The organism is Psychrobacter sp. H25 (assembly GCF_059076335.1).
This window is the reverse complement of sequence record NZ_JCACRV010000001.1, coordinates 362,166-378,140: the sequence shown is the minus strand read 5'-3', so window position 1 is coordinate 378,140 and position 15,975 is coordinate 362,166. Positions and strand designations below refer to the sequence as shown.

15 protein-coding genes are annotated in these 15,975 nt (G+C 44.3%); 11 read left to right on the top strand and 4 right to left on the bottom strand.

The genetic code is table 11. The features are described 5' to 3' along the window. Positions 1-518 precede the first annotated feature (518 nt). Entirely contained in the window at positions 519-1,601 is a 1,083-nt protein-coding gene (pdxA, locus tag AC5JPO_RS01535) for a 4-hydroxythreonine-4-phosphate dehydrogenase PdxA (protein WP_493843065.1), read from the bottom strand. A gap of 297 nt (positions 1,602-1,898) precedes the next feature. Between pdxA and dnaB the strand changes: the two genes are divergently transcribed. The 3 genes from dnaB to argF all read left to right on the top strand — a co-directional run bounded on the left by dnaB (position 1,899) and on the right by argF (position 5,723). Beyond that, positions 1,899-3,302: a replicative DNA helicase gene (gene dnaB / locus AC5JPO_RS01530; RefSeq protein ID WP_319051943.1), complete on the top strand. Its 1,404-nt coding sequence runs from the start codon at positions 1,899-1,901 to the stop codon at positions 3,300-3,302. A gap of 177 nt (positions 3,303-3,479) precedes the next feature. Then, positions 3,480-4,586 (top strand): alanine racemase, encoded by a 1,107-nt coding sequence (gene alr, locus AC5JPO_RS01525; RefSeq protein WP_493851922.1) that lies wholly within the window; start codon positions 3,480-3,482, stop codon positions 4,584-4,586. 213 nt (positions 4,587-4,799) lie between these two features. Further along, positions 4,800-5,723, top strand: coding sequence for an ornithine carbamoyltransferase (gene argF / locus AC5JPO_RS01520; RefSeq protein WP_493843063.1), 924 nt, complete (start codon positions 4,800-4,802; stop codon positions 5,721-5,723). A gap of 137 nt (positions 5,724-5,860) precedes the next feature. On the opposite strand, the gene rpiA is transcribed toward argF, so the two are convergent. Continuing rightward, positions 5,861-6,520, bottom strand: coding sequence for a ribose-5-phosphate isomerase RpiA (gene rpiA, locus AC5JPO_RS01515; protein ID WP_493843062.1), 660 nt, complete (start codon positions 6,518-6,520; stop codon positions 5,861-5,863). A gap of 285 nt (positions 6,521-6,805) precedes the next feature. Here rpiA and ilvA point away from each other — a divergent pair, with 285 nt between their 5' ends. The 7 genes from ilvA (at position 6,806) to AC5JPO_RS01480 (ending at position 13,103) form a co-directional block, all read left to right on the top strand. Beyond that, complete coding sequence (gene ilvA / locus AC5JPO_RS01510) at positions 6,806-8,359, top strand: threonine ammonia-lyase, biosynthetic (RefSeq protein WP_493843061.1); 1,554 nt, start codon at positions 6,806-6,808, stop codon at positions 8,357-8,359. A gap of 229 nt (positions 8,360-8,588) precedes the next feature. Then, positions 8,589-9,017 carry an RNA-binding S4 domain-containing protein gene (locus AC5JPO_RS01505; RefSeq protein ID WP_493843060.1) on the top strand — a complete coding sequence of 143 codons (429 nt, stop codon included), beginning with the start codon at positions 8,589-8,591 and terminating at the stop codon, positions 9,015-9,017. 205 nt (positions 9,018-9,222) lie between these two features. Further along, the gene (locus AC5JPO_RS01500; protein WP_493843059.1) at positions 9,223-9,720 is read left to right on the top strand and encodes a low molecular weight protein-tyrosine-phosphatase; all 498 of its coding nucleotides are present in this window, start codon (positions 9,223-9,225) and stop codon (positions 9,718-9,720) included. Positions 9,721-9,921: 201 nt separating this feature from the next. Beyond that, the gene (gene murB / locus AC5JPO_RS01495) at positions 9,922-10,962 is read left to right on the top strand and encodes a UDP-N-acetylmuramate dehydrogenase (RefSeq protein ID WP_493844420.1); all 1,041 of its coding nucleotides are present in this window, start codon (positions 9,922-9,924) and stop codon (positions 10,960-10,962) included. Next, on the top strand, positions 10,952-11,740 hold the full coding sequence (locus AC5JPO_RS01490; protein ID WP_493851923.1) for a YdcF family protein: 789 nt from the start codon (positions 10,952-10,954) through the stop codon (positions 11,738-11,740). Before murB ends, AC5JPO_RS01490 begins: the two co-directional genes overlap by 11 nt. A gap of 125 nt (positions 11,741-11,865) precedes the next feature. Beyond that, positions 11,866-12,138 (top strand): cbb3-type cytochrome oxidase assembly protein CcoS, encoded by a 273-nt coding sequence (gene ccoS / locus AC5JPO_RS01485; protein ID WP_319051934.1) that lies wholly within the window; start codon positions 11,866-11,868, stop codon positions 12,136-12,138. Between the two features lie 86 nt (positions 12,139-12,224). Continuing rightward, complete coding sequence (locus AC5JPO_RS01480) at positions 12,225-13,103, top strand: sulfite exporter TauE/SafE family protein (protein ID WP_493843057.1); 879 nt, start codon at positions 12,225-12,227, stop codon at positions 13,101-13,103. A gap of 203 nt (positions 13,104-13,306) precedes the next feature. On the opposite strand, the gene AC5JPO_RS01475 is transcribed toward AC5JPO_RS01480, so the two are convergent. Further along, on the bottom strand, positions 13,307-14,461 hold the full coding sequence (locus tag AC5JPO_RS01475; RefSeq protein ID WP_443527150.1) for a DEAD/DEAH box helicase: 1,155 nt from the start codon (positions 14,459-14,461) through the stop codon (positions 13,307-13,309). Between the two features lie 277 nt (positions 14,462-14,738). Next, entirely contained in the window at positions 14,739-14,954 is a 216-nt protein-coding gene (locus AC5JPO_RS01470; protein ID WP_319051931.1) for a cold-shock protein, read from the bottom strand. A gap of 416 nt (positions 14,955-15,370) precedes the next feature. On the opposite strand from AC5JPO_RS01470, the gene aroQ reads away from it, so the two are divergent. Continuing rightward, the gene (gene aroQ, locus AC5JPO_RS01465; protein WP_493843056.1) at positions 15,371-15,907 is read left to right on the top strand and encodes a type II 3-dehydroquinate dehydratase; all 537 of its coding nucleotides are present in this window, start codon (positions 15,371-15,373) and stop codon (positions 15,905-15,907) included. Positions 15,908-15,975: the final 68 nt, after the last annotated feature.

Here is a 15,975-nt window from a genome sequence, read left to right as displayed (position 1 = left end):
GCGCAAACATATCTCCAATAACTCTGGTCATATGCCAGAGTTATTTATATAGATTCGATCAATCACTAATGATAATCGGATAAGAAATAGTCCGTGGCACAGCAAGTGGTTGTGATCTCACTACATCCGATAAAGGCTGGTGCGTTGCTTTATCCATTACCCAAAAGTCTATATAGCTATTTTGCTAGAAAATGCTGTACCAACGTCAGTGACGAAATTTAATTGATAGTTTTTATCAGGTTTAGCATCGAAGGTTATCTTAGCAGAGAAAGCATAATGTCCACCTATTCGATAGCTAACCGTGACGATATGCTCTCTTGCTGATATCGGGTATATCCCAAAGGAAACCAGCTATTTATCCTTGTAAACCCATTAATAGATCACTCAAAATAAACCGCCATAATGGAACCACTTATATTAGGTTGTATCTGATTATTCATAAATAGGCATTGTTCGCACCAAAATCATCAAGTACGACGTGAACAATACCTATAAGGCAATGCATCATAAAGAAGGTATCAGCTAGTAAGCGACTTATCCGCCATCTCATTAGCCATATTTAATGCTTGGTATAAACTTGTCGCACTCGCCCCGCCCCGTCCTGCCAAATCTAGCGCCGTACCATGATCGACAGAGGTGCGGATATAAGGCAAGCCCAAGGTTAGATTGACCGTATCGCCAAAACCGTGCGATTTGAGTACAGGTAGTCCTTGGTCATGATACATAGCGATGACCGCATCGCAATTGGCGAGATGCCTAGACGTGAATAGCGTATCCGCGGGCATTGCCTCTGAAATATTCACCCCCGCATCAATGAACGCTTGCAAGACTGGATTGATAATATCAATCTCTTCACTTCCCAAATGTCCACCCTCGCCTGCATGTGGATTAAGACCGCATACCAATATACGAGGCTGCGCAAGACCGAATTTCTCTCTCATATCATCGATGACGATTTGTACCGTTTGGCGCACATTATCTGCCGTGATGGCAGCGGGTATATCTTTTAGTGCCAGATGGGTCGTGACAAGCGCCACTTTCATGGCTTGATTGGCAAGCATCATGACCACTTTGTCACAACCACTTTGCTGCATAAAAAACTCGGTATGACCGCTAAACATAGTGCCATCCAATAGCTTGATATCTGCATCTATGAGCGCTGATTTTTGCAAGGGACCTGTGATGATAGCGGCGACTGTTTCATTTACTGCTAGCTGATGAGCAATATCTAACTGCCTAGCCACCATTGCTGAATTGGCAATATTGATTTGTCCGCCCACAACTGATGCGGCACAAGGAATATTAAGAATGATAAAAGCACTATCAGCATCTATATTCAGCTGTGGTATTTGCTTGAGCGCGTTCATATCAACATCATTTGCATTGACATCAATGGTTTGCCAAGTAGGTGCTTTTATCAGTACGCCAGCAGCAATAAGCTCATCTGCTCGTACTTGCATCGCGCTTGCATCGGCGGTCACCCAAATAGGGCGATTAAAATCTTGTAGCTTGCCTTCTGCCGCCAAACTCAATACGACATCCATTCCAATACCTGCAGGCTCACCTGTCGTGATTAATAATGGACGTTTCTCTTTTGTCATAGCAATCGCCTTATTTTATCTAAATTTTTGATTTTATTATATTTATCGTCAATATTTTGAGTTTTTACGTTTAGACACTGGATGCGATCTCTTATTTTATGCATAACAACCACGGTAGATTTAGTTGCTTATCCAGCCTAAAAAATCACATTATGTGTTAAACTTTCGCTTCTGATTGTAGCATTTGCAGGCAAATCTCAAACTATGTTTTGGTACGTCTATCGTAGAGGTGTGCCATATCTGTTTTGCACTATCACCGACACTTTTCTTATACCCATTTTGACTCATTAGGTACTCATGGCAGAAAACGATAAAACCGACGACTTACTGAATCAGACACCGCCGCACAATATCGATATTGAAAAGGCATTGCTCGCGTCTTTGATGAGTATTGAAGAGGCATATGACAAGATTGCCGATATCGTCACCAAAGATGACTTTTATGCGGGACGCCATCAATATATCTTTGATGCGGTTGCTCATTTGGCAGCCGTGAATGAGCCTTACGATACCGTCATGGTACACGACTGGCTTGAGGCGCAAAAGCTGCTTAAAGGCGCAGGTGGGGATAGCTATCTGGCAGATATCTTGAGCCAAAGTCCGGCGACCTTATTTAACCTGACTGCCTACGCTCAGCGTGTGCGTGAACTATCAACCCTGCGTCAGCTGATTACTACGGGCAATGACATGCTGACCCTTGCCTATAATCCAAAAGACCAGAGCGTCAGTGATATTTTGGACAATGTCGAAGGTAAAATATTTAGTATCAATGAGCAGCATAATAAGCGCGCTGAACAACGTGGCCCTGTCGGCATTACGTCTGTACTTACTAATGTCATTGACAAGATTCAGGAATTAAAATCCAACCCTGACGGCATGATTGGTTTGCAGACGCCATTTGCCGAGCTGAATAACAAAACGCAAGGTTTGCAAGCGGGCGATTTGATTATTGTCGCTGCGCGTCCTTCGATGGGTAAAACTACTTTTGCGATGAACTTAGCCGAAGGGATTTTGTTTAATGAAGACTTGCCCGTTGTGGTGTTTTCGATGGAAATGCCAGCAGAATCTATCGTCATGCGTCTGCTGTCTTCATGGGGCGCGATCAACCAGACGCACTTGCGTTCTGGGCAAATGAATGAAGATGAATGGGCAAAAATGATGAACGCCATTCAGCATTTGCAATCAAAGCACTTATACATCGATGACAGTACCGCCCTACCACCATCTGAGATGCGCTCACGTTGCCGACGTATCGCCAAAAATCATGATGGTCGTTTGGGTGCTATCGTGGTCGATTATCTCCAGCTCATGAAAGTTCCTAGTCTAGATGGCAACCGTGTGGGCGAGATTTCTGAGATTTCTCGTAGTCTAAAAGCATTGGCACGTGAGCTTGAGTGCCCAGTGATTGCGCTATCGCAGCTCAACCGTAGTCTAGAGAATCGTCCGAATAAACGCCCTATTATGTCGGATCTACGTGAATCTGGGGCGATTGAGCAGGATGCCGATTTGATTATGTTCATCTACCGTGATGAGGTTTATAATGAAAATTCAGACCACAAAGGTGTGGCTGAAATCATCATTGGTAAACAGCGTAACGGCCCTATTGGTACTATTCGCTTGGGCTTTGAAGGGCAATTTACGCGCTTTATTAATCTAACGCCAGAGTACTATCAAGGCGTTAGCTTTGAGAATGACGAGTAACCAGTCTTACAAATATCGGATTGATAATACTAAGCCTTGTGAAGATTAAAGCTCAGTTGCAGTCTAACAAATAGTGTTTAATATTTAGTGTTCAACAACATGGCCAGTGCCGCATCAGCCCAATTGATGCAGCACTGGCTTTATCACTTCATAATTCTACTCATAAAGAAGGCGATTATGCGCACCATCACGATAAAACCAAAAGCCATCACTCATAACCTTAACGAAGTAAAAAAGCGAGCACCGCAGTCCAAAGTATTGGCCATGGTCAAATCCAACGCGTATGGTCATGGTGTGGCGGCTGTTTTACCAGCACTACAGCAAGCGGATGGCGTTGGGGTTGCAACTTTGACTGAAGCACTAGAAGTCAGACAGCTAGGCTGGAACAAAACAATCGGTCTCGTAGAAGGTGCCTTTAGCGCTGATGAATGGCAGCAAGCGATTGAGCATGATATTAGCTGCGTGATTCATCATGGACCACAGTTAGAATGGGCACTACGAAATGTCCCGCCAGCCAATAGTGCAACCAACGTGGTTTGGCTCAAATACAATACGGGTATGAATCGCCTAGGTTTTAATGCCGAGGGCGTACTGTCTGCAGCAAAGCGTCTACATGAGGCGGGATGTCAGCTGATACTGGCCACGCATTTTGCCAATGCTGATGACCATGACCATCCATTAAATGCCATGCAAATCGAGCGTTTCTCAAGTATGCTGGCGACTCTAAAAGACACCATTAGTCCAGAAATCCAAGGCTCATTGTGCAATTCTGCTGGCATCGTTAACTTCTCAGAGCACCACTATGACTGGGTCCGTCCCGGTATTATCCTATATGGTAGCTCGCCTGTGACAGATAAGAGTGCGCAGACTTTAGATTTACAGCCAGCAATGGATTTCAGTGCGCAAATCATGGCACTACAGACGGTCTATGCCAATGACGCTATCGGCTATGGCAGCCGCTGGCAAGCACAGCAAGATACCCGAACGGCACTCGTTAGCGTCGGTTACGGGGACGGCTATCCACGTGTGGTCAATGACGGCGCTTATGTCACAGTCATCGATGCTAATAGCAATCAGAGCTACCGCTGTCCTGTAGTTGGGCGTGTAGCAATGGATATGATTGTCGTAGACGTCAGCAAAGCACCAGAAAGTCTGGCTCTGGACAGTATCGTTACCCTCTGGGGCGATACGCCACGTGTCGATGAGGTCGCGGGACATGCTGGTACGATTAGCTATGAGCTGCTATGCCGCCTGAGCATACGCCCGAATCGTATACAGGCATAATGATCAGAACATGTTTGAGTTTGATAATTTTTTGGCTTACCGAATCATTTTTAGTCTAGCTTGCAGGCTATTTAATCTTGGTAAAATTGCACGTTTACATTGAAAGTAAATACGCTATACTAAAAGTTTGTTGTCAACCCAGTATACGCCCTGATGCGATACTATTGAACCCTGATGACGTTTCACTGACTGCGATCGACTGCTAGGATTACTATGAGTTTGCGCCATTTTTTAACTTTATCTGATTTAACCAAACAAGAACTAGAAAACCTGATCAAACGTGCAAGCGAATTGCGTAAGATGCAACATGCAGGCGAGATATATCAGCCTTTTGTTGGTCGTACGCTTGGTATGATCTTTGAAAAATCTTCTACCCGCACCCGTATTTCTTTTGAAACGGGTATGGGGCAATTTGGCGGTAACGCTATATTTTTGTCACCCAATGATACTCAGCTCGGTCGCGGCGAGCCACTAGAAGACTCCGCTCGCGTGATTTCTAGCATGGTTGATATCATTATGATTCGTACCTTTGGTCACGAAAAAGTAGAAACCTTTGCTGAATATTCAAGCGTACCTATTATCAATGCATTGACCGATGACTACCATCCTTGTCAATTGCTCGCTGATATGCAGACGTATTATGAACATCGCGGCAGTATCGAAAACAAAATCGTCACTTGGGTCGGTGATGGCAACAATATGTGCTCATCATTCATGCAAGCGGCTAATCAGTTTGGTTTTGAGCTGCGCGTGGCAGCGCCTTATGGATTTGAGCCTGATCCAAAGCTTATGGAGCGTTTCTCACACTGTGTGAGCTTGGTAGAAAACGTCCAAGATGCGGCAAAAGACTCTAACCTCATTGTCACCGATGTATGGGCAAGTATGGGGCAAGAGTCAGAACAAAACACCCGTGCACGTCGTTTCGCCCCTTATCAAGTGACGCCGTCTCTACTGGACAAAGCCGACCCTGAAGTGGTGTTTATGCATTGCTTGCCCGCCCATCGCGGCGAAGAGATTTCACATGACATGCTAAACGATCCGCGCTCTGTCGTCTGGGATGAGGCCGAAAACCGTCTACACGCGCAAAAAGCATTGATGGAATTCTTGTTAAAAGACAAAATCAAACTAACTGCCTAGCCTAGGCCAGCCTGTAAAAAGCTAGTAAGGTAAATAATAAGATAAGTTATTAATACGTTCAAAAATAAAAAAGCCGTCCAGATTTGGACGGCTTTTCTATTTGAATAAAAGCTTGAGATTATATTCTTAAGACTGTATTAGCGTGTAAGTGTCGTCACGCCATTTGCCCCAGCTTTTAATAGCACATCCGCTTGATTGGCCGCAAAGATACCATTACAAACCACACCTACGATATTATTCAGCTCTTTTTCTAGCGCGATTGGATTACTGACATCCAAGTCATACGTGTCTAAGATAACGTTACCATAATCGGTGACAAAGTCTTCACGGTATACAGGCTCACCGCCCAATTTGGCTAATTGACGTGCGACATAAGAGCGAGCTTGTGGCAGTACTTCAATCGGTACTGGAAACGCGCGACCCAAGATCTCAACGCTTTTGCTCTCATCGACCATACACACAAACTTGTTAGAAGCTGCCGCGACGATCTTTTCGCGAGTCAGCGCACCGCCGCCGCCTTTGATAAGTTGCAAATGTTCATTAACCTCATCAGCGCCATCGATATAAATGTCTAACGTACCAGAAAAATTTAAATCGACGATTTCGATACCAAGCGCACGCAGCTTATCTTCTGTTACCTGTGAGCTGGCAACCGCGCCAGCAAGCTTTAGTTGCGGCAATAACTCAATCAAACAGTTGACCGTACTCCCTGTCCCTACCCCAAGTATCATATCGTCTTCGATATAGCTTAGGGCAGCGCGGGCCGCGGCTTGCTTTTGTGCTTGCTGATCACTCATCATAAATCCTTGGAAAATAAACGTATGGTCTTAAAAGAAGTAAAATGCGCGGCTATTATAACCGATGCTATTAACGGATGTTAGCGCAATCCTAATTCTAATGTATTGTCGTGCATTTTAGTCATGTGGTTTGATCATAGCTTACAGGTGTTGATCACACAGCTCTACGTCATACCTATTCGGGCATGAAACCCTAAGAAAACTGCAATTGAGTCTTGCAAGATACTCAAAATCAGCATAGGCTAATCTATTTCATTTTTATATTCATTCTGTTTAGGGATTACTATGCTGTCACACTGGGTACGAGCCATACTACAAGCCACCGTCTATGACGTTGCTATTCAAACACCACTTGAAACGGCGCCCAAGCTGACCCAACGTTTTACCAACGACATTCGTTTCAAACGTGAAGATTTGCAGCCCGTTAAATCATTCAAATTACGCGGTGCTTACAACCGTATTAGTCAATTAAGCGACGAGCAAAAAGCGCGCGGCGTCATCTGTGCTTCAGCAGGCAACCATGCACAAGGCGTGGCTTACTCTGCACGTAAACTGTCGCTAAACAATATCATTGTTATGCCAACCACTACCCCTGATATCAAAGTAGATGCCGTCAGAGCACTGGGCGGCAATGTGGACCTGCATGGTGATAGCTTCGATCAGGCAAACCGTTATGCGATTGATCGCGCTGAGCGTGAAGGACTCACCTTTATACCGCCTTATGATGATGAGTTGGTAATCGCAGGACAAGGCACTATCGGTCTTGAGCTGACCCAGCAGTGGCGCAATATGGATTATGTATTTGTTGCCGTCGGTGGCGGCGGTCTGATCTCAGGTGTTGCCGCATTTTTGGGAGAAGTGGCGCCACACGTCAAAGTCATCGCAGTAGAGGCTGAACAGTCAGCGTGCCTAAAAGCAGCACTGGAAACAGGTGAGCGCGTCAAACTTGAGCAAGTCGGACTGTTCGTTGATGGTGTGGCAGTCGCACAGATTGGTGAGTTGCCTTTTGACGTTGTGCGTACGCAAAAGAGCGATAACTCAGGTCCCATCGTTGAACCTGAAGTCATCACTTGTACCAATGATGAAGTCTGCGCCGCTGTCAAAGACATCTTTGAAGAAAATCGCAGCATCGTTGAACCTGCTGGCGCACTGTCAGTCGCTGGTATGAAAAAATATATCGAAGCCAATAACATCCAAGACAAAAACTGCGTCGGTATCATCTGCGGCGCCAATATGAATTTTGACCGTCTACGTTATATCGCTGAACGTACTGAGATTGGTGAGAAAAAGGAAGCTATCTTTGGGGTCACTATTCCTGAAACAACGGGTGCTTTCTTAAACTTCTGCCGCAGCCTACATGGTCGCAATATCACTGAGTTTAACTACCGTGCTGACAGCAAAAAATCACCAGACTCTATGGAACCTGCCTCTATATTTGTTGGTATTGCGCTAAAAGAGGGCGAAAAAGAGCGTCAAACCATCAGTGGCCAGCTGGCAGACGATGGTTATATCGCTCATGATCTGACCGATGATGATATTGCCAAGTCACATATTCGTCACTTGATTGGTGGTCATGCCAAGGTCGAAAACGAACAATTACTACAAGTAATATTTCCAGAACGACCGGGTGCACTGCTTACTTTCTTAGAAAAACTGGGTGATGACTTCAATATCACGCTTTTCCATTATCGCAATCATGGTGCTGCTGAAGGTCGTGTATTGGTCGGACTGCAAGCATCCGAGGGTAACTCACGCCAGCTACAAGATGCTCTCTTGGATATTGGTTACGACTGTACGACGGTCAATGACAACATTGGCTATCAACTATTCTTGAGATAATGCGTTCATGAAGTGACCCTCTAAGATTACTTTCCTCAAATGATTTACAAAAAGCGACCTTTCATATGATTGGTCGCTTTTTGCATTGTGATATTTAATCCTGAGTATCGTAATCATAGTTATAACCATAACCATAAAAATCAATTTTATAAAACCAAAGTCATAAATGCCCATTTGCAAATATCAAAGTTGCCCTAATATTATTTAATATAAAAACAAATGCAAAAGGATGATTATGAAGAAAAACACCGATACTAATAGTCAAGCTCTGGTCAAAATTCGTCTAGATAAATGGCTGTGGGCCGCAAGATTTTATCGTACCCGCACGCTCGCCAAGCAAGCGATTGAAAGCGGACGCGTACACTACGGTGGTAGTCGCGTAAAAACCAGCAAGGAGATTTCGGTGGGCGATGAGCTAACCATTCGCCAAGGTTCAGCGACCGCTATGACCGAAAAGACCGTCGTCGTCGAGGCGCTATCTGCACAGCGCGGTAACGCTAGCGCAGCTGAGGTACTCTATTCGGAGACCAAGGAGAGCGAGACGCGGCGCGCCTATTATGCTGAGCAGCGTAAACTTGCCAACCTCGCTCGCCCTGATAACAAACCCAATAAAAAAGAACGCCGTGATTTACAACGCTTTAAAAATAATCAGGATTGATATACGGTCACACCCATATTAGCTGCTTCCATAAACATAGACATACAGCCATTCTTTAATGACGCTATTGTCTAGTCTCTACCCTTGCCATTCAAGGTATTAAGCGTTACGCTAGTAGCTGATTTAATCAATGACATGCTAATAAAAGTCGCATTAATAATGCTAGACTCTTATAGCATGTTTTTTTGTTATAGAAGGTCATATTATGCTGATGAAAGCCTGTACTCCCTCTTCCATACTACTGGTTTGTTTGGGAAATATTTGTCGTTCACCCACCGCTGAGGAAGTTTTTCGTCAGCAAGCGGCCATTGCTGGGTTATCGATAAAAATAGACTCAGCAGGCACCAGTGACTCACATGTCGGTGATACGCCCGATGCACGTTCACAGCGCCATGCCAAATCTCATGGCTATAAAATCAATAAATTAGTGGCTCGCCAAGTTAGTGCCACTGACTTTCGAGATTTTGAGTTAATTTTGGCAATGGACTCACAGAATTTGGCTGACTTGCAAGCTATTAAAGACGGTATCACAGAGACAACGGACGACTTGGGCAAATTAGCACTATTCAGCGAAGAAGATCCTACCTATTGTGGCAGCGATGTGCCAGATCCTTATAAAGGGGAAAGTGATGACTTCGAAGAAGTAATCGAGCGCATCGAATCAAGCGCACAAGCTTGGATCGAGAGTTGGAAAGCCTGCTAGTCATAAAGTCTGTATTTCTACGACTTTTGCATGCGCTATCCTTTATAATGAACAGTTTGTCATTTGTTATTTATTTGCCATATAGGCTATGTTATGACCCAAGCTCTACGCCTTGATCTCGACGCTCAAACCACAACCACAACTGATTGCGCAGTGAGCGTACTGTCCAATCGTTCAGTTGATTTGTCCCATAGCAATACAATGGCACTGGCATGCGCGGCTGATTTTGCAGTGACGTTGACAGATGAGGCGCAGCTTGATGACTTTATGGCATCTAGTACCGAGGCTACGGCAGATGATCTTTCACTATTTGTGTTGTCTGGCGGTAGTAATGTCTTATTACCAGCATCGTTAAATGCGGTGGTCTTGCAGCCAAATATGCGCGGTATTCATGTGACTGCTCAAACCAAGCATTATGTAGATATTGAGGTAATGGCTGGTGAAAACTGGCATGATCTAGTTGTATATACAGTCAATCAAGGCTGGTATGGGCTAGAAAACCTTGCACTGATACCAGGTCTGACTGGTGCAGCACCAGTACAGAATATCGGTGCTTATGGGGTGCAGCTAGAAGACCGCTTACAGTATGTACGTGCGTATCATTTACCCAGCAAAACGTGGCACAATCTATCGACTACCGACTGCGATTTTGGCTACCGTGACAGTATTTTTAAGCGTGCGCCAAATACGTGGCTAATTAGCCGTGTGGGGTTTAGACTACATACCGACCCAACCAATACTCTAGCCAGCTATGGCGATGTCCAAACCGTGGCGCAGCGCTATGCTGAGCAGCAAGATCGCAAGCATCCTACTCCTATTGATGTGATGCAAGCGATTATAGAGATTCGTCAGCAGAAACTGCCAGACCCCAAACAGCTGCCAAATTGTGGTAGTTTTTTTCAAAACCCTATCATTGATCAATCTCAATTTATAGCACTGCAAGCAACCTATCCTGCTATCGTTGGTTACCCAATGCCCGATGCTATGGTCAAAGTTGCTGCAGGTTGGCTCATCGAGCAAGCAGGTCTAAAAGGTGGCGGTATCACGCCTATTTTTACGCATAAGCAGCAAGCACTTGTACTGACCAATCATGCCCCTTACCAGGCAACGCAAGCAGATGTGGCAACCGCCCAGCACTACATCGCTAAGCTTGTATATGAAAAGTTTGCTATTCAGCTATCACGTGAGCCAGTTTGGGTAAATGCTGATGGCTCGATTGGACACGCTGAGCATGTGGTTTAAACAATCATGGTCTAAACGCTTGTGGCGAAACTATTTACGTTCAGCTGAACGAATGCTCAAGCTGTTTCGCATCATTAATATTACTTTTATACTAGGCTCGACGTCTATTATTTTAGTATTGATTAGTTTGTTCACCCCCCTATTTTCGCAAGCGGTTGTTTACGTCTTTGCACTGCTACCCCTACCCAAGATACCGCCTATCGCTACAAGCTCCCCGCCTACTGCTTACGTGGTGCTAGGTGGTGGCCTAACCAATGACAATAACAATCAAATCATTCTCAATCGCTATAGCCTGAATCGTGCACGCACTGCTGCAGGCGCTTATCACGATCTTCCTTTACCTATAGTACTCAGTGGTGCTGAAGCGCCTTGGCTCGGACAGTGGCTGATTGAGCATGGTATCGATGGGCTAATAAGTGAAAACGCCAGTATGAATACTTGTGAAAATGCACGCTTTACGGCCAAACGGATTCCGCTACATCACGTTTATCTTATTACCGATAGCTATCATATGGCACGTGCCCGCAGGCAATTCGCTTTGAATGGCATCAACAGCACACCGCTAAGCGCGCCATTGCCAGTTAAGCGCGACTGGATGAAACCTGCACAAAACCTTACTCACTCACGGCGCGCAGTCTATGAAGTCGCCGCCTACCTGCGTGATGTGATACGGCCACAGATGGACTGTCGCCTCGCCGATGATGTGACTTCGCAGCAGTTGATGACGCCAAGAGGTCGTCCGACAAAAGAGTCTGATGAAATGAAGCCTGATGAATAAGTCTCGACACGGTCATATTGCTGGCTTGCTACTGTCTAAGAGCTTGCACCAATCACTACGGATCATCCCATACCTCTGAGATGGGTGTATAATAATAAAAGACACTGCTATTTAAGAGATTCGCCATGCTCAGTATATTTTTATTAATTCCGCTAAGTCTTATGCTGTTTGTGGTTGCTATTTGGGCAGTGCGTTATGCGGTAAAATCAAATCAGTTTGAAGATTTGGACAATGCATCACAGCGTATCATATTAGATGACCGTCAAGAGCGCAGGCAAACCATGCATGCTCATGATCACTCAACGCAGCCTCAAACATCTGAGGAGCCAATAGCGTTAGATGACAATGTTGACACAGACGGGGTTCATTCTAATAGAGATACAAGCCCAAAAAACTAAACTTCATTCATACATTATGATGATCTTTCGTTAGACCATAACCGTGCCTGTAGACACAGCATGTATAACTTTTAGGAGAGGTGTCCATGACTATAGCTTTACTTGTTGCAGCGTTGCTGATGGGGTTTTTTGGCTCGCCGCATTGTTTGGGTATGTGTGGCGGCCTTGTGACAGCATTCGGTCTGTCTATGAAAGACGTTAGCCCCACCAAACGCCGCGCTTTGGTTGCCACCTATCATCTTGGGCGTCTGACCAGTTACGCTTTGCTGGGTTTGGTCGCAGGCTTTATTGGTATTACCTTGTTAGAGCCGCTAATGAAAGGCAATAGCATGCCGCGTATCTTACTGGGCATGATACTCGTTTTTGTCGGTGCGACCATGCTAGGCGCACCATTTTTGACCAAGCTTGAACGTTTTGGTATGCGTTTTTGGCAGTACTTAAGCCCGCTTCGTCAAAAGGTATTTCCACTCAATACATTTCCGCGAGCACTCACTGCTGGTCTGCTATGGGGATTTTTGCCTTGTGGCTTAGTGTATGGTGCTCTACTGATTGCTGTGGTCGCTCACAATCCACTAAGCGGAGCGGCATTAATGTTCGTGTTCGGCTTAGGGACCATACCGATGCTGGTGGCAACGCATGAAACCGTCGGCTGGTTACGTGACAAGATTGGTCGTTTTCGTCTAAGACAGCTAAACGGCGCGATAATGGTGCTCTCAGGGTTGGCGGTGGCTGTCGTCCCTATCGCTATGACAAGTATGCATGGCGGACACGGAGGTGGTCATGCACAAATGGATCATGGTAGCCACTCTACTATGATGTCTGAGACAGACATCCATGACATGAGTCAAATGGATCACGATATGTCCAATATGGATCATAGTATGCATGATATGGATATGGAGCACGATCCAGACATGGGGCATAATACGGATGATGACACTGCGTCTATGCATCATGCCCATTGATTTTACATCTGTATCAGAATGATATTTGATTGCATTATTTGCATAAATAGCTATTAGTCGTTATGTAAAAGCAATCGCATAAAAAGCCCTCGATATCTGCGTGATATCGAGGGCTTTTATTTTGCATTAGGCTTATTTTTCATTAGGTTTATTTCTAACGCTACTTATTTTTAATGATCTAAGTAGTTTTCAACTCATAGCAACTATTCTTGCCACTGTTCAAGCGAAAATTTAGTCTCTAAATGCTTCTCTAGTGCTGGTATGTTAAACGCATCATCTTCGCTAACAAAGCTGATACTAATACCAGTTTGTCCAGCACGGCCAGTACGACCAATACGATGCACGTAATCATCTGGCTGATCAGGTAAGGTATAGTTGACCACGTGACTGACATCATCAACATGTATACCGCGCCCTGCAACATCCGTTGCTACTAGAATGGAAGCATGACCATCCTTAAAACGCTGCAAATATTTCTCACGTTTTTGCTGAATCACATCACCTGACAACATAACAATCTTATGGTCTTGACGCAGTTTGTGATAAAGACGCTTAACTTGGTCTTTACGATTGGCAAACACAATGACTTTTTCAACAGTTTTATCGCTGATAATACGCTTTAGGGCTTCTAACTTCTGATCTTCTGTCAATAAGTAAAAATGCTGATCAACCAACTCGCTGGTCTTGTGCTCTGGTTCGATTTCAACGAACTGTGGCTCATGTAACCAGCGATAGGCTAAGTTCATGACATCTTGGTTAAAAGTGGCAGAAAACAGTAAGCTTTGACGATCAGTATTAGCCGGCATACGGCCTACTAGGCGTTTGATATCAGGAATAAAACCCATATCTAGCATACGGTCTGCTTCATCTAGTACCAACACCTCTACTCGGTCAAGATAGACCATGCCTTTATTGGCAAGATCAATCAGACGACCTGGCGTTGCTACCAAAATATCAACGTATTGACGCTCAAGCTCATGCTGCTGAGTTTCGTAGTTCGTACCGCCCATAATACAAACACTATGCAGTGACGTGTACTTGGTCAATGCTATACAGTCATCAAATATTTGCTGAGCAAGCTCACGTGTCGGCGCCATAACCACTGCACGTGGCTCACCCAAATAGCGCTCTTCATCGGTAGTAAAGGGACGCTTGAGTAACGCCTCCATAATGGTCAGCAGAAATGTTGCTGTCTTACCTGTACCCGTCTGCGCCTGTCCGATAGCGTCTTGATTTGCTAGTGTATGCGGTAGGATTTTTGCTTGGATAGGGGTTAGTTCCGTAAAACCCAAATCACTTACTGCACGCAAAGTCGCGGTTGAAAGCGGCAAATCAGTGAACGTTGTAAAATTACTCAAAAAAATATCCTTTTAAATTTATTGATTGTATCTCACCAATCACAAGTCAGCTCACGATAAATCTCTATGCTGCTACAAGCGTGACCAGTAATGATAGCCACGTTGTCTCTATAAATAACTGTCAGACATATAGGCACAAAAAAAGCCAAGCCCGACACCTGACCTACCAAATATGCTGCCGTTAACTCAACATGGTAAGACAAGATGGGCTTGACTCAGTAGTATATCAGTAGTTCGTACAGACCTTATAACTAAACCGTTTAAATGTCTGAATAGATTACTCTTCTAACTTTCTGACTTCTTCAGCTTGAAGGCCTTTATCACCTTCTACCACACTGAACTCAACTTTTTCGCCATCCTTCAAAGAACGATAACCATCACCCTGAATCGCGCGGAAATGGACAAAAATATCTTCTCCGCTGTCACGTTGAATGAAACCAAAGCCTTTTGAGTCATTAAACCACTTAACGATACCTTGCTCACGAGCTGACATAATATTACTTCCTAAAAAAGTCCGCTTAGCCCCAAATTCCTTTGCAACATTGCATATAAACGGGGTCTAAGATTATGAAATCAAAAACTTAAGAGTACTGCTCTCACTACAGTCATCTTTGTATTGCTTGTACAAAAAACAGTTTTTTTGAACAACCTATCCTTTGTACTCACGACTGTAACAAACTTGCAATGTTTATTGCATAAAAAATATCATAGCACGGGTTTTTAGCAACATAAAGACTTTTAACACGCTTTTTAATACCTAATTTAATTTTTTATATAATTTTTTTATAACCCGTTCAGCAAGCTGTTATGATAAATGGATAGCGTCAATCAGCTTATACAAGCTTATTACGTAGAAACTTTCCCATTGCAATAGATCATTCACATTTTTCAATAGCGACAGAGAGTATTATGACGTCCTCCTCTTCATCTCTTAAATCTCAAAAAACGGCTTACCAAGATACTAACCAGACACTTACCCGTAGACTGCTATTGGTTAATGGTGTCAATTTAAACTTACTGGGCAAGCGTGAACCTGAGATTTATGGTTATATGACATTAGCAGATATCGAGCAACGCCTGGTTGAGCGGGCAGCCAAATATGGTGTTACGCTGGTGTGCATACAGTCAAATCATGAAGGCGATCTGGTGGATCAGATCCAACATCATGGCTTACTCACAGACAAAACTGACCAAGTCGATGCAGTGATTATCAATCCTGCTGCATTTACCCACACTTCTGTAGCCATACGTGATGCGCTATTGGCCACACAAAAACCATTTATAGAAGTGCATTTGTCAAACGTGCATGCGCGTGAGCCTTTTAGGCATCATTCTTATCTGAGTGATGTTGCTGTGGGTGTGATTTGTGGTTTGGGTCATATGGGCTATGAGATGGCACTCGACTATTGGCTACGCACTATTTATGCAGATCAGATAAACACTTAATGTGCTGCTCGTTGTTTATCGATCTCTTTATGTATACTGTCAATCTCTTCTTATCTTTCACACAGTAG

Coding starts and splice junctions, on each gene's coding strand:
- pdxA (WP_493843065.1), bottom strand. CDS start 1,601: ATGACAAAAGAGAAACGTCCATTATTAATCACGACAGGTGAGCCTGCA.
- dnaB (WP_319051943.1), top strand. CDS start 1,899: ATGGCAGAAAACGATAAAACCGACGACTTACTGAATCAGACACCGCCG.
- alr (WP_493851922.1), top strand. CDS start 3,480: ATGCGCACCATCACGATAAAACCAAAAGCCATCACTCATAACCTTAAC.
- argF (WP_493843063.1), top strand. CDS start 4,800: ATGAGTTTGCGCCATTTTTTAACTTTATCTGATTTAACCAAACAAGAA.
- rpiA (WP_493843062.1), bottom strand. CDS start 6,520: ATGAGTGATCAGCAAGCACAAAAGCAAGCCGCGGCCCGCGCTGCCCTA.
- ilvA (WP_493843061.1), top strand. CDS start 6,806: ATGCTGTCACACTGGGTACGAGCCATACTACAAGCCACCGTCTATGAC.
- AC5JPO_RS01505 (WP_493843060.1), top strand. CDS start 8,589: ATGATTATGAAGAAAAACACCGATACTAATAGTCAAGCTCTGGTCAAA.
- AC5JPO_RS01500 (WP_493843059.1), top strand. CDS start 9,223: ATGCTGATGAAAGCCTGTACTCCCTCTTCCATACTACTGGTTTGTTTG.
- murB (WP_493844420.1), top strand. CDS start 9,922: ATGGCACTGGCATGCGCGGCTGATTTTGCAGTGACGTTGACAGATGAG.
- AC5JPO_RS01490 (WP_493851923.1), top strand. CDS start 10,952: ATGTGGTTTAAACAATCATGGTCTAAACGCTTGTGGCGAAACTATTTA.
- ccoS (WP_319051934.1), top strand. CDS start 11,866: ATGCTCAGTATATTTTTATTAATTCCGCTAAGTCTTATGCTGTTTGTG.
- AC5JPO_RS01480 (WP_493843057.1), top strand. CDS start 12,225: ATGACTATAGCTTTACTTGTTGCAGCGTTGCTGATGGGGTTTTTTGGC.
- AC5JPO_RS01470 (WP_319051931.1), bottom strand. CDS start 14,954: ATGTCAGCTCGTGAGCAAGGTATCGTTAAGTGGTTTAATGACTCAAAA.
- aroQ (WP_493843056.1), top strand. CDS start 15,371: ATGACGTCCTCCTCTTCATCTCTTAAATCTCAAAAAACGGCTTACCAA.